The sequence below is a fragment of the Blastococcus brunescens genome, from assembly GCF_035320885.1.
Taxonomy (GTDB): domain Bacteria; phylum Actinomycetota; class Actinomycetes; order Mycobacteriales; family Geodermatophilaceae; genus Blastococcus_B; species Blastococcus_B brunescens.
The window spans coordinates 845,732-862,151 of the sequence record NZ_CP141261.1; the positions used below are offsets into that span (position 1 = coordinate 845,732).

The 16,420-nt window shown below is 74.0% G+C and carries 22 protein-coding genes, 1 tRNA gene and 7 pseudogenes; 13 read left to right on the forward strand and 17 right to left on the reverse strand.

Features of this window, described 5'->3' with window-relative positions:
• The first annotated feature begins 89 nt into the window (after positions 1 to 89).
• Both ligD and U6N30_RS05830 read left to right on the forward strand, forming a co-directional pair.
• Complete coding sequence (gene ligD / locus U6N30_RS05825; protein ID WP_324276513.1) at positions 90 to 824, forward strand: non-homologous end-joining DNA ligase LigD; 735 nt, start codon at positions 90 to 92, stop codon at positions 822 to 824.
• A gap of 83 nt (positions 825 to 907) precedes the next feature.
• Entirely contained in the window at positions 908 to 1,393 is a 486-nt protein-coding gene (locus tag U6N30_RS05830) for a DUF4262 domain-containing protein (RefSeq protein WP_324276514.1), read from the forward strand.
• A gap of 3 nt (positions 1,394 to 1,396) precedes the next feature.
• On the opposite strand, the pseudogene U6N30_RS33440 reads toward U6N30_RS05830, so the two are convergent.
• Both U6N30_RS33440 and U6N30_RS05845 read right to left on the reverse strand, forming a co-directional pair.
• Positions 1,397 to 1,935, reverse strand: a pseudogene (locus U6N30_RS33440) (peroxiredoxin).
• 16 nt (positions 1,936 to 1,951) lie between these two features.
• Positions 1,952 to 2,356, reverse strand: coding sequence for a YjbQ family protein (locus U6N30_RS05845; protein ID WP_324276516.1), 405 nt, complete (start codon positions 2,354 to 2,356; stop codon positions 1,952 to 1,954).
• Between the two features lie 77 nt (positions 2,357 to 2,433).
• Between U6N30_RS05845 and rph the strand changes: the two genes are divergently transcribed.
• Positions 2,434 to 3,000 (forward strand): ribonuclease PH, encoded by a 567-nt coding sequence (rph, locus tag U6N30_RS05850; RefSeq protein WP_324276517.1) that lies wholly within the window; start codon positions 2,434 to 2,436, stop codon positions 2,998 to 3,000.
• Positions 2,913 to 3,773 carry an RdgB/HAM1 family non-canonical purine NTP pyrophosphatase gene (gene rdgB, locus U6N30_RS05855; protein WP_324276518.1) on the forward strand — a complete coding sequence of 287 codons (861 nt, stop codon included), beginning with the start codon at positions 2,913 to 2,915 and terminating at the stop codon, positions 3,771 to 3,773. Before rph ends, rdgB begins: the two co-directional genes overlap by 88 nt.
• A gap of 12 nt (positions 3,774 to 3,785) precedes the next feature.
• Here the strand turns inward: rdgB and U6N30_RS05860 are convergent, their stop codons facing one another.
• Both U6N30_RS05860 and U6N30_RS05865 read right to left on the reverse strand, forming a co-directional pair.
• Complete coding sequence (locus U6N30_RS05860; protein WP_324276519.1) at positions 3,786 to 4,049, reverse strand: hypothetical protein; 264 nt, start codon at positions 4,047 to 4,049, stop codon at positions 3,786 to 3,788.
• 25 nt (positions 4,050 to 4,074) lie between these two features.
• Positions 4,075 to 4,845 carry a class I SAM-dependent methyltransferase gene (locus tag U6N30_RS05865; RefSeq protein ID WP_324276520.1) on the reverse strand — a complete coding sequence of 257 codons (771 nt, stop codon included), beginning with the start codon at positions 4,843 to 4,845 and terminating at the stop codon, positions 4,075 to 4,077.
• 193 nt (positions 4,846 to 5,038) lie between these two features.
• Here U6N30_RS05865 and U6N30_RS33445 point away from each other — a divergent pair.
• Positions 5,039 to 5,335, forward strand: a pseudogene (locus U6N30_RS33445) (DUF6910 family protein); the annotation flags it as partial.
• A gap of 64 nt (positions 5,336 to 5,399) precedes the next feature.
• Positions 5,400 to 5,855, forward strand: a complete 456-nt coding sequence (locus U6N30_RS05870) for a DUF6910 family protein (RefSeq protein ID WP_422678093.1) — start codon at positions 5,400 to 5,402, stop codon at positions 5,853 to 5,855.
• A gap of 261 nt (positions 5,856 to 6,116) precedes the next feature.
• Here U6N30_RS05870 and U6N30_RS05875 read toward each other — a convergent pair.
• Positions 6,117 to 6,195 (reverse strand) — tRNA-Leu (locus U6N30_RS05875).
• Positions 6,196 to 6,284: 89 nt separating this feature from the next.
• Between U6N30_RS05875 and U6N30_RS05880 the strand changes: the two genes are divergently transcribed.
• Positions 6,285 to 6,515, forward strand: a complete 231-nt coding sequence (locus tag U6N30_RS05880) for a DUF3618 domain-containing protein (RefSeq protein WP_324276522.1) — start codon at positions 6,285 to 6,287, stop codon at positions 6,513 to 6,515.
• 48 nt (positions 6,516 to 6,563) lie between these two features.
• The gene (locus tag U6N30_RS05885) at positions 6,564 to 6,902 is read left to right on the forward strand and encodes a DUF427 domain-containing protein (RefSeq protein ID WP_324276523.1); all 339 of its coding nucleotides are present in this window, start codon (positions 6,564 to 6,566) and stop codon (positions 6,900 to 6,902) included.
• A gap of 120 nt (positions 6,903 to 7,022) precedes the next feature.
• On the opposite strand, the gene U6N30_RS05890 is transcribed toward U6N30_RS05885, so the two are convergent.
• Positions 7,023 to 7,643: a TetR/AcrR family transcriptional regulator gene (locus U6N30_RS05890; RefSeq protein ID WP_324276524.1), complete on the reverse strand. Its 621-nt coding sequence runs from the start codon at positions 7,641 to 7,643 to the stop codon at positions 7,023 to 7,025.
• Between the two features lie 137 nt (positions 7,644 to 7,780).
• On the opposite strand from U6N30_RS05890, the gene U6N30_RS05895 reads away from it, so the two are divergent.
• Positions 7,781 to 8,089 (forward strand): hypothetical protein, encoded by a 309-nt coding sequence (locus tag U6N30_RS05895; protein WP_324276525.1) that lies wholly within the window; start codon positions 7,781 to 7,783, stop codon positions 8,087 to 8,089.
• 38 nt (positions 8,090 to 8,127) lie between these two features.
• Positions 8,128 to 8,904, forward strand: a complete 777-nt coding sequence (locus U6N30_RS05900; RefSeq protein WP_324276526.1) for an EAL domain-containing protein — start codon at positions 8,128 to 8,130, stop codon at positions 8,902 to 8,904.
• On the opposite strand, the gene U6N30_RS05905 is transcribed toward U6N30_RS05900, so the two are convergent.
• Positions 8,882 to 9,163: a histidine phosphatase family protein gene (locus U6N30_RS05905; protein WP_324276527.1), complete on the reverse strand. Its 282-nt coding sequence runs from the start codon at positions 9,161 to 9,163 to the stop codon at positions 8,882 to 8,884. The genes U6N30_RS05900 and U6N30_RS05905 overlap by 23 nt on opposite strands.
• A 17-nt stretch (positions 9,164 to 9,180) precedes the next feature.
• Positions 9,181 to 9,486: pseudogene (locus U6N30_RS05910) on the reverse strand (histidine phosphatase family protein); the annotation flags it as partial.
• Between the two features lie 59 nt (positions 9,487 to 9,545).
• Here U6N30_RS05910 and U6N30_RS05915 point away from each other — a divergent pair.
• On the forward strand, positions 9,546 to 10,400 hold the full coding sequence (locus U6N30_RS05915; RefSeq protein WP_324276528.1) for an aldo/keto reductase: 855 nt from the start codon (positions 9,546 to 9,548) through the stop codon (positions 10,398 to 10,400).
• 3 nt (positions 10,401 to 10,403) lie between these two features.
• On the opposite strand, the gene U6N30_RS05920 is transcribed toward U6N30_RS05915, so the two are convergent.
• Both U6N30_RS05920 and U6N30_RS05925 read right to left on the reverse strand, forming a co-directional pair.
• Positions 10,404 to 10,538: a hypothetical protein gene (locus U6N30_RS05920; RefSeq protein ID WP_324276529.1), complete on the reverse strand. Its 135-nt coding sequence runs from the start codon at positions 10,536 to 10,538 to the stop codon at positions 10,404 to 10,406.
• Positions 10,539 to 10,543: 5 nt separating this feature from the next.
• The gene (locus tag U6N30_RS05925; RefSeq protein WP_324276530.1) at positions 10,544 to 10,816 is read right to left on the reverse strand and encodes an STAS domain-containing protein; all 273 of its coding nucleotides are present in this window, start codon (positions 10,814 to 10,816) and stop codon (positions 10,544 to 10,546) included.
• 246 nt (positions 10,817 to 11,062) lie between these two features.
• Between U6N30_RS05925 and U6N30_RS05930 the strand changes: the two are divergent.
• Both U6N30_RS05930 and U6N30_RS05935 read left to right on the forward strand, forming a co-directional pair.
• Positions 11,063 to 12,149 (forward strand): annotated as a pseudogene (locus tag U6N30_RS05930) (acyl-CoA dehydrogenase family protein).
• A gap of 335 nt (positions 12,150 to 12,484) precedes the next feature.
• Positions 12,485 to 12,802 (forward strand): annotated as a pseudogene (locus tag U6N30_RS05935) (PaaI family thioesterase); the annotation flags it as partial.
• Position 12,803: 1 nt separating this feature from the next.
• On the opposite strand, the gene U6N30_RS05940 reads toward U6N30_RS05935, so the two are convergent.
• From U6N30_RS05940 to U6N30_RS05965, 7 genes and pseudogenes are all read right to left on the reverse strand, one after another.
• Complete coding sequence (locus U6N30_RS05940; RefSeq protein ID WP_324276531.1) at positions 12,804 to 13,241, reverse strand: Rossmann-fold NAD(P)-binding domain-containing protein; 438 nt, start codon at positions 13,239 to 13,241, stop codon at positions 12,804 to 12,806.
• A 161-nt stretch (positions 13,242 to 13,402) separates the two neighbouring features.
• Positions 13,403 to 13,921 (reverse strand): annotated as a pseudogene (locus U6N30_RS05945) (NAD-dependent epimerase/dehydratase family protein); the annotation flags it as partial.
• 826 nt (positions 13,922 to 14,747) lie between these two features.
• A complete protein-coding gene (locus tag U6N30_RS05950; RefSeq protein WP_324276532.1) occupies positions 14,748 to 15,236 on the reverse strand; it encodes an MFS transporter in 489 nt (162 codons plus the stop codon).
• A complete protein-coding gene (locus U6N30_RS05955) occupies positions 15,233 to 15,544 on the reverse strand; it encodes a hypothetical protein (protein ID WP_324276533.1) in 312 nt (103 codons plus the stop codon). Before U6N30_RS05955 ends, U6N30_RS05950 begins: the two co-directional genes overlap by 4 nt.
• Before the next feature lie 74 nt (positions 15,545 to 15,618).
• Positions 15,619 to 15,735: pseudogene (locus U6N30_RS33450) on the reverse strand (helix-turn-helix domain-containing protein); the annotation flags it as partial.
• A 130-nt stretch (positions 15,736 to 15,865) separates the two neighbouring features.
• On the reverse strand, positions 15,866 to 16,060 hold the full coding sequence (locus U6N30_RS05960) for a helix-hairpin-helix domain-containing protein (protein WP_324276534.1): 195 nt from the start codon (positions 16,058 to 16,060) through the stop codon (positions 15,866 to 15,868).
• A gap of 17 nt (positions 16,061 to 16,077) precedes the next feature.
• Complete coding sequence (locus tag U6N30_RS05965; RefSeq protein WP_324276535.1) at positions 16,078 to 16,416, reverse strand: cytoplasmic protein; 339 nt, start codon at positions 16,414 to 16,416, stop codon at positions 16,078 to 16,080.
• Positions 16,417 to 16,420: the final 4 nt, after the last annotated feature.

Here is a 16,420-nt window from a genome sequence, read left to right on the forward strand (position 1 = left end):
GTGGCCGGGCGACCGCTCTCGGTGAAGCGCGTCCGGCCGGGCCAGGCGCCCTTCATGCAGCGCAACGTGAGCAAGGGGCACCTGACTGGGTGCGGACCGCGCCGATGTGGTCGGAGGGCTCCCACCGGGAGATCCACCAGGTGCTCTGCGACGACCGGCGGACCTTGCTGTGGCTGGCGAACCAACGGGCCGTCGAACTCCACGTGCCGTTCTTTCGGGTGGGCGACGCCGGCCCGACCGGTCTCGTCCTCGACCTCGACCCGCCCGAGGGTGCGGACTTCCCGGTCGTCGTGGCCGCCGCCCGACTGGTCAGGCGGGCCCTCGACGACTGCGGCCTCGCCGGCGCGGTCAAGACCAGTGGCTCCAAGGGCCTGCACGTCGTCGTCCCGGTGAGCGGTTCGCCGTTCGAGGACGTCGCCGCCGCCACCCGTGCCCTCGCCGCCCGCACCGCCGCGCTGGACCCCGACCTCGCCACCACGGCGTACATCAGGGAGGACCGGGGCGGCCGGGTCTTCGTCGACTCCACGCGCTCCGGGCAGGGCACGATCGTCGCCGCGTACAGCCCGCGGATCCGCCCGGGTCTGCCGGTGTCGTTCCCGGTCGGGTGGGACGACCTCGACGACGTGCGCCCGGTGGACTTCACCGTCACGACGGCGCCCGCGCTGCTCGGCGCCGGCGATCCGTGGGCGCAGTCGCTGCCGGCGCCACAGCGGCTGCCGGCCGACCTGGTCGCGGAGGGGCACACCATCCCGATCGCGCGGGTGCAGGCCATGCACGAGGGCAAGCGCCGGGCGAGGGCGAAGCGGGACAGCGAGGGCGGCTGATCGTCGTCCCCAGGTCTGAGGCCGATCCACAGGTCCGTGGACGACCGGCCGTTCTGTCGGTCCCGGAGCGGACGCTGTCCCGCATGACGAGCGACCCGCAGACCATGGCCTGGCTGGACCAGGAGGACGCCCACCTCGCGCAGACCATCCGCGCCCACCGCTGGGCGGTGCAGTACGTCGGCCCCGGCGACGGGGCGGGTGAGCCGGCATTCGGCTACACGATCGGCCTCTACGGTCTCGGGCATCCGGAGCTCGTCATCGTCGGGCTGGGCCACGACAACACGCACGGCATCCTCGGCCGGGTTGCCGGCATGGTGGCCGACGGCCGGGACCTGGTGGCGGGCGAGCTGCTCACCTGGTCCGACTGGGGCGGTCGGGTCGTCGTCGAGGCCGTGCCCAACCCGGGCGAGGTGGTGCTGGCCGCGAACCGCTTCTACGAGCGCCCGGTCGAGTACTCGGTGCCCGCCTACCAGCTCACCTGGGACCACGCCGACGGCACGTTCCCGTGGGACGAGGCCTACCTGTGCGGCCCGCAGTGCCAGCCACGACCGGGGACGTGGCGGGCGTGAAGATCAGTCGATGCCCAGGTCGCGCATCAGCTTGGCGACGTGGCCGGTCGCCTTGACGTTGTACGAGGCACGCTCGATCCGGCCCTCGGCGTCGACGATGAACGTCGACCGGATCACCCCGACGACCTCCTTGCCGTAGAGCTTCTTCGGCCCGTACGCGCCGTACGCCTTCAGCACCGTCTTGTCGGGGTCGGAGACCAGCGTGATGCCGAGCTCCTCCTTCTCCTTGAACCGCAGCAGCTTCTCCGGCTCGTCGGGGAGATCCCGATGATGTCCAGGCCGGCCTCGGCCAGGTCGCCCGCCGATGCGGTGAAGTCGACGGCCTGCGTGGTGCAGCCGGGGGTCAGCGCCGCCGGGTAGCAGTAGACGATCACGCGGCGGCCGCGGTGGTCGGCGAGGGACACCGGCGTGCCGTCGGCGTCCGGGAGGGTGAAGTCCGGTGCCGGGTCGCCGGGGAGAGGCGGACGGGTGCCGTGTCCGTCCCGCTGTCGGTCTGGCTCATGCCAGGCATCCTGCCGTGTCCCGCCCTGGGGTGGGCACACGGGGCGGTGCAACCGGTCAGCCGGCCAGGAACGAGAAGCGGACGTGGCGGGTGTGGTTGTCCACGTTCGTGTCGACCAGGCAGATCCGCTGCCAGGTGCCCAGCTGCATCAAGCCCTCGAGCACCGGCACGGTGGCGTGCGGCGGAACGAACGCCGGGAGGACGTGGTCGCGGCCGTGGCCGGCGCTGCCGTGCCGGTGGCGCCATCGATCGTCCCGCGGGAGGAGCTCGTCCAGCTGGGCCAGCAGGTCGTCGTCGCTGCCCGAACCGGTCTCGAGGATCGCGATGCCGGCGGTGGCGTGCGGGACGAAGACCTGCAGCAGCCCGTCGGCCTCCTCCTTGACGTAGTCGGCGCACTCCTCGGTCAGGTCCACCACGACGGGGACGCCGCCGGTCCGGACCGCACGCAGCTCCGATCGCATGCGGTCGATCCTCGCGGTCGGCGCCGGGGGACGCACGCTGGCGAGGCGCTCGACCGTGCCAACTACCCTCGGGATCCGTGACCCGCCCCGACGGCCGCAGCGCCGACCAGCTCCGCCCGGTGACCATCACCCGCAACTGGCTCGACCACGCGGAGGGATCGGTGCTCGTCGAGTTCGGCCGCACCCGGGTGCTGTGCGCGGCCAGCGTCACCGAGGGCGTGCCGCGCTGGCGCAAGGGCTCGGGCCTGGGCTGGGTGACGGCCGAGTACTCGATGCTGCCGCGCGCCACCCACACCCGCAGCGACCGCGAGTCGGTCAAGGGGCGCATCGGCGGCCGCACTCACGAGATCAGCCGGCTCATCGGCCGCTCCCTGCGCGCGTCGATCGACCTCGGGGCGCTGGGCGAGAACAGCGTGGCCATCGACTGCGACGTCCTGCAGGCCGACGGCGGCACGCGCACCGCGGCGATCACCGGCGCCTACGTGGCCCTCGCCGACGCCGTCTCGTGGCTGGGGAGCGCAAGAAGCTGGCGCGCCCGACGGCGATCGTGCAGTCGGTGGCAGCGGTCAGCGTCGGGGTCATCGACGGCGAGCCGCGCCTGGACCTCGCCTACGAGGAGGACGTCACCGCCGGCACCGACATGAACGTCGTCTGCACCGGTGACGGCAACTTCGTGGAGGTCCAGGGCACCGCCGAGGAGCGGTGTTCGACCGGAGGACCCTCGACGCGCTGCTGGACCTCGCCGTCGCCGGGTGCGGGAGCTGACCCGGTTGCAGGCCGACGCCTTGTCCCGGCCTGCGGCGCATCGATGACGCGCCTGCTGCTGGCCACCCGCAACGCGGGCAAGCTCGCCGAGCTGCAGCGGCTGCTGGAGGCCGCCGTCCCCGGCGTCGAGGTCGTCGGGCTGCGCGACGTGCCCCAGTACCCGGAGGCGCCCGAGACCGGCGCGACCTTCGAGGACAACGCGCTGCTCAAGGCGCGCGAGGCGGTCCGGTACACCGGGCTGCCCGCGGTGGCCGACGACTCGGGGCTCACCGTGGACGCCCTCAACGGGATGCCGGGGGTGCTGTCCGCGCGCTGGTCCGGCCGGCACGGCGACGACGACGCGAACACCGCGCTGCTGCTGGGGCAGGTCGCCGACGTCCCGGACGAGCGGCGGGGCGCCGCGTTCGTGTGCGCCGCCGCGCTGGTCACGCCCGTCGGCGACGAGCGGGTCATCGAGCGGCGCTGGCGCGGGCGGCTGATCCGCGAGAAGCGCGGCACCAACGGCTTCGGCTACGACCCGGTCTTCGTCCCGGAGGGGCTCGAGGTCACCTCGGCGGAGCTGAGCCCGGCCGACAAGGACGCGCGCAGCCACCGCGGGCAGGCGTTCGCGGCGCTGGTGCCCGTGCTGGCCGAGGTCCTCGGCCCCCGCTGAGTCCTGGGGAGATCAGGCCTGGCCGGTGCCGAGGCTGAACCAGTCCACCGCGGCGAGCTCGTCGCGGAGGGCGTCGTGGATGGGCAGGCGGCCGTCCCACTCGGGCTCGGCGTGCCGGCCGCGGCGGACGACGTCGGCCGGGGTCGCGATGCGCAGGGCGCCGGGCACCTCGGGTGCGCTGTGGCGGCCGGTGCGGGACACGTCCTGTGCGGAAGCGCTGGGGGTCATACCCGAGACGTCGGACCGGTCGCCGCCGATCCGGAGGGGCGACCTCACCCACCCACCCCTTCCGGGGAGGGGTTCAGGCCGTCGCGCGCCCCTCGTACATGTAGCCGGCCACCTTCGGCGCCGCCTTCTCGTACGAGGCGGAGCGCGCGGTGACCGTGAGCGGCGAGGCGGCGAGCAGCGCGTCGACGTCGTTGTCCAGCAGGCATCGGGACACCACCTTGTTGAGCGGGTTGCCGCGCCGCTGCCAGCGGACGACGTCCGGGTCCGGAGCCAGCCCGTGCTCGACGAAGTGCAGGCTCGCCCCGGGCTTGAGCACGCGTGCCACCTCTTCGAGCGCCGCGCGGGCGTCGGGGATGCCGCAGAGCACCCAGGTGCACAACGCCGCGTCGAACCGGTCGTCGGGCAGGTCGAGCGACTGCGCGTCGCCCCCGGCGACCACGACAGGGACGGGCGACGCGTCCCGCCGGTCCTGCGACAGGGCCAGCGCCGTGGCCGACGGCTCGACCGCCCACACACCCGTGACGGCGGGCGGGAGGTGGGGCTGGTTCAGGCCGGACCCGTAGCCGATCTCCAGGACGTCACCGGCCAGCCCGCTGCACACCCGCTCCCGGACCTCACCGGTGATCCGGTCGTTCAACGCCCAGGTGTGCAGCCGGGGCCGGAGGTGGCGGCCGTAGAAACCCATCGGTCGAGGATGCCCCCGGCGCGCGGGCACGGAACCGGCGCTCGCGCGATGCCGCGGTCCCCGCACCGCGGCGTAGCCGGCGCCGGCACACGTGAGCGCGACGATCCCGAGGACCACCGGGACGAGCGCCGAGTGGTCCACCAGGACGTCGGTGATCATCGGGGCCGAGCGTCGGGCGAGGAGGCGGCCGCCGAGCCGCACCGCAGGAGGCCGGCCGCTGCGTAGGAGGAGCCCGTCGAGGGCACTCAGGGCCGGTGCGGGTCTACGTGGACGGGGTCAGGCAGCTGCGCTTCGACGACGGGATGCCGGTGACCGCCGCCTCGGGGTCGCGCCACTGGGGGAGGGGTGGCTCGTGGCGCAGGACGACTCCACCCTCGCCGCCTGGCTCCATGGGAGCTCGGTCACCCGGGTGCGGGTGCTGCCGGCCGTGGAGGGGCTCGACAGGTTCAGCGAGGCGGCGGGGACCAAGCGGCTCAAGCCGGACCTCGAGGTGGCCTGCCCGGCCGAGGTCGACGGGGAGCCCGCCGTCCTCCTGCTCGGGTCCGGGTCCACGGACCGGCGGATGCGCGGCGTCCTGGTGCGGCTCGTCGACGGTCGTCCGCAGGTCACGGCGGCCGAGCTGGGCCCGCTGTATCGGCGCGTCGCCGACCGGCTCGGCCTGCCGATGGACTCCGTGAACCTCGAGGGGCGAGCCGGCACGGCGACACGGTGCGCTGGTTCAACCGGGGCAACCTCGCCGCGGGGTGTCCTCCAGCAGCGTGGACGTGCCGCTGCAGGAGCTCGTCTCCGCCGTCCTCGGGCGGTCCGACGCGCACTCGGTCCCGATCGGCCGGTCGCACGTCTACGAGCTGGGCGAGGTGGACGGTGTCGGGCTCGCCGTCACCGACGCCATCGCCCTGCCCGACGGCCGGGTGCTGCTGAGCGCCGCGGCGGAGGACAGCCCCAACGCCGTCGACGACGGACCCGTGGTCGCGACCGCGCTCGCGCTGGTCGACGGGGAGCGCGTGGTGGACGTGGCGCCGCTCCCCGAGGTGGACGGCCACGTGCACAAGGTGGAGGGACTGGCGCTGCGTCGGGTGGACGACAGCGGTGTCCGCCTGCTGGCCGTCGTCGACGACGACGACCCCTCGGCGCCGTCGTCCACCATCGACCTGCGCGTCGAGATCTGAGCGGCGCCGTCAGCGCCCGAAGCGAACCACCGACGTGTCGTGCATCGAATGCTCGTCGAACCGCGACAGGAGCGAGCGGGCCGAGGGTGGGACGACGGAGACCGTCGGGTCGCCCCGGTGAACGCGGACACCGAATCCAGGTCGTCGGAGGTCATCGCGGTCAGGATCTCGCCGCCACGGTGCGGGTCGAGCTCCATCGCGTGCCGGCGCAGGACGTGCAGTTCCTCGGCGCCGGACGACGGTCGAGCGCGCTGACCACGGTGCGGGAGGGGAGTCGAACCCCCACGCCCGAAGGCACCAGATCCTAAGTCTGGCGTGGCTGCCGTTACACCACTCCCGCTCGGCCCCCGGAGTCTAGGAGTAGCCCCCGCGGGTGTCGCCGCCGTTCCCGGGCGAGCTGGGCCGGGCGGCGTCTGGCAGGCTGTCGAGGTGCCTCGCGACCCACGACAGATCCAGCTGGAGATCGACGCCGCCCGCGAGTCGCTGGCTGCCACCCTGGACCAGCTGACGTACCGGACCAGCCCGACGCGCCTCAAGGCCAAGGGCAAGCACGCCGTCCAGCACTTCCTGCAGACCCCGGCGGGGCAGGCCACGGCCGCTGCCGTCGGGCTCCTGGTCGCCGTCGTGGTCGTCCAGAAGATCCGTCACCGCAACGACTGATCCGGTGCACCCGCGTCCCGACCCGGTCGGTCCGGGCCAGGAGTCGGTGTGGGACTACCCCGCCCGCCGTCGGCCGACGTGAGCCCGAAGCGGGTGGTCATCGAGCTCGGCGGCCGCGTGGTCGCCGACACCACACGCTCGATCCGGGTCTGCGAGACCAGCCACCCGCCGGTCCACTACGTCCCGCGCGACGACGTCGTCGACGGAGTGCTCGAGCGGGCGTCGGGTAGTTCGTGGTGCGAGTGGAAGGGTGCGGCGACCTACTGGGACGCCGTCGTCGACGGTCGCCGTGCCGCGGCGGTCGGCTGGTCCTACGAGGACCCGACCCCGGCTTCGCGCACCTCCGGGGAGCGGTGGCCTTCTATCCCGGCCGGGTGGACCGGGTGACCGTCGACGGCGAGCAGGTGCGCGCTCAGGCCGGAGGCTTCTACGGCGGCTGGATCACCGACGAGGTCGTCGGGCCGTTCAAGGGCGAGCCGGGGACCCTCGGCTGGTAGCCGCCGGCGATCAGGCGGCGGTGGCGCTGCGAATCAGGGGCAGGACGACGGTCTCGAGCACCTCGTCGGCGAAGGCCTCGTCCACCGCGCGGCCGGTGAGCAGCCAGCGCTGCACGAGGACCGCGCTCGGCACCTCCGCGATCACCGAGGTGCCGACCCCCGGCGGGACCTCGCCGCGCTCTTCCGCCCGCGCCCACAGCTCCTGGAACGCCTGGCGCCACACGGCGAGCGGGCCATCGTGGAAGGCGGCGGCGAGCGCCGGCTGGTGCGGCACCGTCGACAGCAGCGACAGCGTGGCCGCGCCGGCCGGGCCGGTGATCACGGAGACCAGCGAGCGCATCATGGCGCGCAGGTCGCCCTCGAGGGAGCCGGTGTCGATCCGCGTGGCCTCGGCGCGGTTCAGGTCGGAGATCGTGTCGACCACGAGGTCCTGCTTGGTCCGCCAGCGGCGGTAGATGGTCGCCTTGCCGACGCCGGCCTCCGACGCGACGGCGTCCATGGTGAGCGACCCGTAGCCCACCTCGGCCAGCAGCCGCAGGATCGCCGCGCGGATGACGCCGTCCCGGCTGGGGTCGCGGGGACGACCACCCCGGCTCGGACGGACGACGTCGACTGAGGCAGGGGCGGTCATGCGGCTGACCTTAGACAATAAAGCTGGCAACGTTCCAGAACTTCGCTGTCAGCTGCCTGGCAAACACCGGGACGAGGGCGGGCGGGCGCGCCGCGCGCCTGCCCGGTCGGTGCCGTGGCGTGAGTCATCCTGCGGGCGTGGGAACCATCTGCGGCGGCGTCTGCGGGTGCCGCCAGAACTGGGCGGTGCCCGGGTCGGCGACCCGCGCCCTGCTGGCGACCTCCATCGGCCATGTCCTGCCGACCGTCTCGCGCCTGGCGAAGTCGATGGGACTGACCGTCCACTCGTCCCCGCAGCTCGTCGACATCATCGACGACCGCGGAGGGCGGCGTCTGGACGTCCTGTTCCAGCGCCTCGCCCGAGAGCTCACCGCCGCCGAGACCGAGGCCGTCCGGATGGTCACCGACCCCCGCCCGACGGGGCGGCGCTCACCGCCCGGCTGCTGACCGCGCCGACCCTGGCCGTAGAGCTGGCCCGCCGGGGCGTGACCGTCGAGGTCGGGGTGCTCGCGGAGGCGGAGTTCTGGTCGGTCTACCAACCGATCGTCTCCCTGGCCGACCGCTCCGTCGTCGCCCACGAGGCGCTGCTGCGTGGCGTCGTCGACGGCCGCGAAGTCGGCGGCGGGGACCTCTTCTTCGTCGCCGAGCAGGCCGGGTGGCTGCACCGGCTGGACCGGATCGGCCGGGAGTCGGCGATCGCCGGCACGGTGCCCTGGCTCGGGGACGACGGACTGTTCGTCAACTTCAACCCGACCTCCATCTACCGGCCGCAGGTCTGCCTGGCCAGCACCGAACGCGTCGCCCACGAGGTCGGCATCGCACCCGGGCAGCTGGTCTTCGAGGTCGTGGAGTCCCACGCGATCGCCGACCGGGGCCATCTCGTCTCGATCCTCGACCACTACCGGTCGCTGGGCTGGCGGGTCGCGATGGACGACGTCGGCGCCGGGTGGTCGAGCCTGTCGCTGCTGGCCGCCGTCCGGCCCGACGTGGTGAAGCTCGACAAGCGGCTGGTGCAGGAGCTGCCCGACGACGGGGCCCGCACGGTCCTGAAGGCGGTCACGGAGCTGGCTCACCAGCTGGGCGCCGTGGTGGTGGCCGAGGGGATCGAGACCGAGCGGCTGGCCGAGGAGGTGACCGCCCTGGGGGCGGACATGGGTCAGGGCTGGTTGTTCGGCCGACCGGTGCGGCCCGACCCGCCGGTCGAGGAGCCCGAGGGTCGATGGCAGCCGGTGGTCCCGGTCAGTGGAGCGCCCAGGCGGTGAGCACCGGCCGGCGGTGCTCGTGGCCGAGGACGCCGTAGCTCCCCGCGGGGAGCGCGAACAGGGCGCCGGCCTCGGGGGCCAGGCCGAGCCACCGCGCGGTGAGGATCCGCAGCACGTGGCCGTGGGCGACGAGCGCGACGTCGCCGTCGCGCAGTCGCGGGCGGACGCGGTCGAGCACCCGGTCCACCCGTTCGCCGACCGCGGCCAGCGTCTCCCCGGGGTCTCCCCGGGCACGGTGCCGTCCCGCCAGACCGACCACTCCCGGCCCAGCTCGTCACTGATCTCCGCGGTCGTCCGCCCCTCGTAGCCGCCGTAGTCCACCTCGACCAGGTCCTCGTCGATCGCCGTCTCCCGCAGGCCGGCCAGCTCGGCGGTCCGTCGCGCGCGCTGCCGGGGGCTCACCCGGACCTCGGTGAACCTGCGCCCGGCGAGGCCCCGGCGCGCTCCCTGTGCCTGGTGCTCGCCCTCGGGCAGGAGTGGCAGATCGGTGATCCCGGTGTGCTTCCCGTCCCGGCTCCACTCGGTCTGCCCGTGCCGCAGCACGACCAGCTGCCCCACCCGCCCGCCGATGATCTCTCCCATGCGGCCATCGAACACCGGCGACGGGAACACCCGCGCGCCGTGGCGTGCTGGCCAGCAGCATGACCACCGCACAGATCAGTGACACGTTCAGCATCGGCGGGGACCTGCCCGTCCACCGCCTCGGGTATGGCGCCATGCAGATCACCGGGCCCGGTGTCTGGGGCGAGCCGGAGGACCGCCCGGGCGCCCTCGCCGTCGTGCGGGCGGCCATCGAGCAGGGCGTCGACTTCATCGACACGGCCGACTCCTACGGTCCGCAGGTCAGCGAGCAGATCATCGCCGAGGCGGCGTTCCCCTACCCCGAGGGTCTGGTGATCGCCACCAAGGCGGGGCTGACCCGTACCGGCCCGGGTGTGTGGCCGGTGTGCGGCCGCCCCGAGTACCTGACGCAGCAGGTCGAGCTCTCCCTGCGGAACCTCAAGGTCGACCGCATCGACCTCATCCAGCTGCACCGCATCGATCCGCAGGTGGCGCTGGCAGACCAGCTCGGTGCGTTCAAGGAGCTGCAGGACCAGGGCAAGGTGCGCCACATCGGCGTCTCCGAGGTGTCGGTCGAGGAGCTGAAGGCCGCCCGCGAGATCGTCGACGTGGTCAGCGTGCAGAACCTGTACAACCTGACCAACCGGCAGAGCCAGGACGTGCTCGACTACGCGACCGCCGAGGGCATCGCGTTCATCCCGTGGTTCCCGATCGCCACGGGTGACCTCGCGGCGCCCGACAGCCCGGTCGCCGAGATCGCCCGTGAGCTGGACGCGACCCCGTCGCAGGTGGCGCTGGCGTGGCTGCTGCAGAAGTCGCCGGTCGTGCTGCCGATCCCGGGCACCAAGTCGGTGGACCACCTCACCGAGAACCTGGGCGCCGCGCGGCTGACCCTGTCCGGCGAGGACGTGACCCGGCTGGACGCCCTGGCCTGACCGTCAACGGCCGGCGGCCACCAGGCCGCCGGCCAGCGGCGCATCCGCCGGTCCCGGCGTGCTCACGACCTGGGCGGCTCGCCGGGCCGGTGCCGCCGCGACCCCGTCGAGCTGCAGGTCACCGGCCAGGTTCGCCATGCCGATCAGCCGGCGGGTGTGCGGCTGGGCCCCACGACGCGGCAGGCCCGGTCGGCCATCGTCAGCTCCTTCGTGAACCCGGCGATCGCGTGCAGACCGGAGCAGTCCCAGAAGCGCGCGCTGCCCAGATCCACCACGACCTGGCGCGTGCCCACCCCGCCGGCCTGGGAGAGCACGTCGGCGACGAACGGTGCGGTGGACAGGTCGGCGTCGCCGGTGAAGCGGACGACGACCTGGTCCGGCCCCGGGACGAGCGTGGCGTTGAGCAGGGGCACCATGCCTCCGACGACTGGGACGCAGCGGCCACCCGGGCGTCGGTGGCCATTTCCGAGCCTAGGTCGCCTCCTCGGGATTTAGCAACGGAGAGCGACCATGTGATTGCATGAAGTTCAGATTGCGCGACGGCGCCCCGCGCGGACCCCGGTCGTCGATCCCGACCGCAGGGGCGTCACGATGGCCGCGTGGACGCTGAAGACTTCCGCCAGATCCGGGACGCCGTGCGCCAGTTGGTCCGCGAGTCCGTCGTGCCCCGCGAGGAGCAGATCGAGGACGAGGACCGCATCCCGGACGACCTCCGGGCCCGGGCCGCCGAGATGGGCCTGTTCGGCTACGCGCTCCCGGAGGAGCACGGCGGGCTCGGGGTCACCATGACCGAGGACGTCCAGCTCGCCTTCGAGTTCGGCTACACCACTCCGGCGTTCCGCTCGCTGTTCGGCACCAACAACGGCATCGCCGGCCAGGTCATCGCCAAGTTCGGCACCGACGAGCAGAAGGCGACGTACCTGCCGCGGCTGGCTGCCGGCGAACTCGTCGGGTCCTTCGCGCTCACCGAGGCGGAGGCCGGCTCCGACCCGGCCGGGCTGCGGACGACGGCCCGCCGCGACGGCGACCAGTGGGTCCTCAACGGCAGCAAGCGCTACATCACCAACGCGCCGATCGCCGACCTCTTCGTCGTCTTCGCCCGCAGCAACCCCGACGAGCGTGGCGGTCGCGGGATCTCCAGCTTCGTCGTCGAGACCACGACGCCCGGCGTGAGCGTCGGGCCCAAGGACAAGAAGATGGGCCAGTCGGGCGCCTGGACCGCGGAGGTGTTCTTCGACGACGTCCGGGTGCCCGCCGCCGCGCTCATCGGTGAGGAGGGCCGCGGCTACTCGAAGGCGCTCACCGTGCTCTCCCGCGGTCGCCTGCACATCGCCGCCCTCTGCGTCGGCATGGCCCAGCGGGTGCTCGACGAGTCGGTCGCCTACGCGGCCACCGCCCAGCAGGGGAGCCCCCATCGGCCGCTTCCAGCTGGTCCAGGGGCTGATCGCCGACATGCACGCCGAGCTGCTGGCCGGCCGCAGCCTGGTGCGCGAGGTGGCCGAGCGCTACGACAGCGGCGAGGACATGTCGATCGGCCCCTCGTCGGCCAAGCTGTTCTGCACCGAGATGGTCGGCCGGGCCACCGACGCCGCGGTCCAGGTGCACGGTGGCATGGGGTACCTGCGGACGACGCCGGTCGAGCGCTTCTACCGCGACGCCCGGCTGTTCCGGCTCTACGAGGGCACCAGCGAGGTGCAGCGGGTGATCATCGGCAGCGGCCTGCTGCGCGAGGCCGGGATGGCTCGGTGAGTCGGGAGATCCGCCGCGCGGCGGTCGGCGAGCTGGGCGCCGCGCTGCGGGATCTCGTCGACTCCGCCGTCCGTACCGAGGTCTCCCTGGACGAGCTCGCCGCGGCCACCGGAGTCGCCCGGTCGCTGGCCGCGCGTCTGCGGGCGGACACGCGCGGGCTGCACGACATCGCCGAAGTCGACGACCCCGAGACCGGCGAGCGCTGGTACAGCCCGGTCTACGGGCCGGGCAACCCGGTCGCGCACCCGATGGAAGGTTCGAGCACGCCGGACGGCCGGGCGACGGGCCGAGTGACCCTCGGCAAGCCGCACGAGGGACCGCCCGGGCTGGTGCACGGCGGGATCGCCGCGACACTGCTCGACCACGTGCTGGCCCGCGCCGTGCGCGCGGCCGTCCGCGGCGGGCTCACCGCGACGCTGACGGTCACCTACCGGCGGCCGGTGCAGCTCGGCGTCCCGCTGCTGGCCACCGCCGAGATGGGGACCATCGACGGGCGCCGCACCACGGCGACCGCCCGGCTGGTCGCCGAGGAGGACCCCGCCACCACGCTCGCCGAGGCCGAGGGCCTGTTCGTCGCGCTGCGCCCGGAGCGCGCGGCCGACGTGTTCGCCGCCACCGGCCGCGACGTCGGCGCCTGGACCAGCCGCAACTGACCTAGTCGGTGCGCGGGCCCGGAGAGTTCGCCGGATCCCCGCCCGGGTCCAGCGAGCGGCCGCCCGACGGGGAGAGCAGCGGGCCGGGTGCACCGTCGCCTCGGCCGAGCGCGGCCACGAACTGGGCCAGCACCTCGTCGCTGCGGTGCGACGGCGTCCAGTCCAGCAGCCGCCGGGCACGGGAGGTGTCCAGGGCCGGCACGCCCGTCCCGATGTCCAGCCACCCGGGCTCGGTCGGGACCAGGTGCGCGGCGAACGCGGCGTGCAGCGCGGCGCGGACACCGGCCGCCGGCACGGGGATCCGGACCGTGCCCAGGGCACGCGCGATGGCGCTCGCGTCGAGCACCGGCTCCGCGGCGATGTTGAACGGGCCCTCGGCACGCCGGTCGAGCATGCGCACCAGGGCGTCCGCGACGTCGTCGGCGTGGACGAAGGACACCGCGACGGCCGGCAGCGGGAGGGGAGTCGCCGGGCGATGGCCCCCGGCAGCAGCCGTGCGGCGCCGAACACCAGCGGCCCGAGGAAGTAGCGGCCGATCTCGCTGCTGGCCTCGGGCTGCAGCACCAGCGTCGGCCGCACCACGGTCAGCGTGAGATCGGGGTGCCGGGCTGCCACCTGGCGGATCAGGCGCTCGGCCTCGGACTTGTCCCGGCTGTACTGGGCGCTGGGGATGCCGGTCGTCGGCCAGTCCTCGGTCACCCGCTGGCCGACGGCGCCGGCCGCATAGGCACCGATCGACGACATGTGCACCAACTGCCCGACGCCGGCTGCCGCGGCCGCCCGCGCGACCCGCAGGGTCCCTTCGACGTTCACCCGCCGGAGGTCGTCGGGGCGCCGGCCCGGCTGCAGCGCCCACGCCAGGTGGACGACCGCGTCGACGCCGTCGAGGACGTCGGTCAGCGCCTCCTCGCTCGCCGTCTCCCCGAGATCGGCCAGGTGGAACCGGACCCCGGAGTACGGCGCGACGTCGGGTGGCTGCCGGCGGGCCAGGCCGCGCACCTCGGCGACGCCGGAGCCCGGCGCGGTGAGTCGGCGGAGCAGGGCGGTGCCGACGTTGCCGGAGGCGCCGGTGACGGCGACCGTGAGGCCGTCCAGGCGGCCGGGTGAGGAATCGGGCATGGGCTGCCGCTACCCGACCGGATCGCGACCAACCGGTCGTCAGCGCGCGACGGCCGGCGCCGGCTCGTCGATCCCCGCGCGGGCGCGCAGCCCCAGGGACACCACGGCCAGGAGCAGCATCCCCGCGGCACCGGCCAGCAGGCCGGCGGGCAGCCCGGCGGAGTCGGCCAGCCGGGGAGGAGCAGGTTGCCGAGGATCCCGCCCAGCATGAGGGCGAGCGAGGACGCCGAGACGGTCGTCGAGCGCTGCGACGACGTCGTCCGGTCGTGCATGAGCCGCTTGCGCAGCGGCCAGGCCGCCGAGTTGAGCAGGTAGAACGTCGAGTAGGCGACGGCGGCGAGGACGACGCCGGGTGCCACGGCGAACGCCGCGATCGCGCCGGCGGCGAGCACCGAGGTGACGGCGCTGACCAGCACCACCGAACCGCCGGCGGCGCGCCCGGCGGCCGGGGCGAGCAGCGAGCCCACCGCCGCGGCGGCGAACGAGACCGCCGTGACGACGCCGAACACCGCGGACCCGACCTCCGGGGAGCCGGCCAGGTCGGCGAAGTGCAGCGGCCCGAGCAGCTCCAGCGACGTGAGCACGACCCCGACGAGGAAGGAGATGGCCAGCAGGAGCCGGAGCAGCCGGTCGTGCAGCACCAGCCGGACGGTCGCCGAGACCACCACGGGGACGTCGCGCACACCGGAGCGCAGCGCGGTGCGGCCGGACGCCCGGGCCGCCGCGACCGGGACGACGAGCAGCAGCACGGCCGCCACGTGGACCACCGCGAATCCAGCGGCGAGCAGCAGTGGCAGTGCCAGCGCCGCCGCGCCGTCGCGACCGGTCAGGAGCGGGAGGGCGCCACCGAGGACCGCGCCGAGGGTGAGCCCGGCCGCGTCGGCCGCCGCCGCGCGGGACAGCCCGGTGGTGATGTCCGCACCCGGGTCCGTCCGGTGCACGGTGTCGACGTACCAGGCCTCCAGCGGTCCCGAATCCAGTGCCCGGGCGACCCCTTGAGCGCCCAGGCGACGGCGAACACGAGCATGGAGTCGGCGACGGCCATGGTCAGCAGCCCGGCGGTGGTGAACAGGCCGGAGAGGGCCAGCACCGGGCGGTGCCCGATGGCGTCGGCCAGCCCGCCGGTGGGCAGCTCCAGCAGCAGGGTGACGGCTCCGTAGAGGGCCACGACCACCCCGATGTCGGCCGGTGAGAGGCCGCGCGCCGTCGCCAGCAGGACCGAGACCGGGACGGCGACGCCGACGGGCAGCCAGCGCAGCGCGGTGAGCCCGACGAACCGCCGGCGTGCCTGGTCGGGCGTCAGGACGGCGTTCACAGCGGGTAGTTCCGCAGCGGGAAGAGGTCCAGCAGTACGTGCACCAGGGGCTCGTCGGGTTCCTCCTCCTCGTCGCGCCAGCGCTGGAGGACGCCGTTGAGCTCGTCGACGAGCTGCCGGGCGCGGGTGGGGGACAGGCGCAGCGCCCAGTCGTTGAGCGAGGAGGCGGCGTGCCAGTCGTCGTCGCACGTCTCCGCTCCGCGGCGAAGGCGGCGAGCATCCGGCGCTGGTGCGCGACGAGGCGGTCGGTGAGCTCGTCGACGATCTCCCGGCCGTCGGGCTGGTCGAGGAAGTCCTCGGTGTTCCACCGGGTGCTCCGGTGCAGGGCGCGCCACCACCGCTCGCGGGCGTTGCCCTCGTCCGGCATCTCCTCGACGAAACCGAACCCGGCCAGCTGGCGCAGGTGGTAGCTCGTCGCCCCACTGCTCTCGCCGAGCCGGTCGGCCAGCCGGCTCGCGGTGGACGGTCCGTCACTGCGCAGCGCCGCGAGCAGGCTCATGCGCAGGGGTGCGCCAGCGCGCGGAGGGCGCGGGTGTCGTGGACGTCGATGGCTCTGCCGGGCGGGATGTCGGCCATGCCGACGACCGTAGACCGCAAGAAAGCTTTGCAAAGGGATCTTTGCGGTCGAGCTAGCGCAGGGACAGGCCCCGCTCCGCGAGGGCGGCGCGGAGGACCGAGACGGCCTTCGGCCCGACCCCGTGGATCGTCAGGAGGTCGGCTTCCGCCAGGCCGTCGAGCTGGGTGAGGTCGGTGTATCCCTCGGCGAGGAGCGCGCCGGTCGCCGGCCGGCCGATAGCGCGGGGAAACGCTCCAGGTGAGGTCAAGGAGCCATCCTGGCCGATCATTCGGGGCCCAGGTACACCTCTTCCAGCTCGTCCGCCACGACCTCCTTGAGCTCGACGAACAGCACGTGCGTGGGGGTCTCGCCGATGTTCTCGCCCCAGTGCTCCTGGGCGGGGAGCCAGCCGGTCGCGCCCGCCGGCAGCTCGACGTCCCGGTGGGCGGCGCCGACGTGCAACCGGCGGGTGAACGCGCTCAGGGTGTGCATCACGCTGTCGGGGTGCTCGTGGGGCGTCGTCCGTTCGCCGGGTCGATCGGTGTACTCCAGGACACGGACCCGGCGGTTCTCGAAGACGACGGTGTAGTGCTCCGGGTTGGTCAGCACCGGGTCCAGGCTCATGGCC

Bases quoted from the DNA above. Each gene is read 5' to 3' on its own strand.
- U6N30_RS05890 (WP_324276524.1), bottom strand. From the start codon at position 7,643: ATGACCGCCCCTGCCTCAGTCGACGTCGTCCGTCCGAGCCGGGGTGGT.
- U6N30_RS05965 (WP_324276535.1), bottom strand. From the start codon at position 16,416: ATGAGCCTGGACCCGGTGCTGACCAACCCGGAGCACTACACCGTCGTC.
- U6N30_RS05925 (WP_324276530.1), bottom strand. From the start codon at position 10,816: ATGGTGCCCCTGCTCAACGCCACGCTCGTCCCGGGGCCGGACCAGGTC.
- U6N30_RS05845 (WP_324276516.1), bottom strand. From the start codon at position 2,356: ATGCGATCGGAGCTGCGTGCGGTCCGGACCGGCGGCGTCCCCGTCGTG.
- U6N30_RS05865 (WP_324276520.1), bottom strand. From the start codon at position 4,845: ATGATCACCGACGTCCTGGTGGACCACTCGGCGCTCGTCCCGGTGGTC.
- U6N30_RS05915 (WP_324276528.1), top strand. From the start codon at position 9,546: ATGACCACCGCACAGATCAGTGACACGTTCAGCATCGGCGGGGACCTG.
- U6N30_RS05830 (WP_324276514.1), top strand. From the start codon at position 908: ATGACGAGCGACCCGCAGACCATGGCCTGGCTGGACCAGGAGGACGCC.
- U6N30_RS05920 (WP_324276529.1), bottom strand. From the start codon at position 10,538: ATGGCGAACCTGGCCGGTGACCTGCAGCTCGACGGGGTCGCGGCGGCA.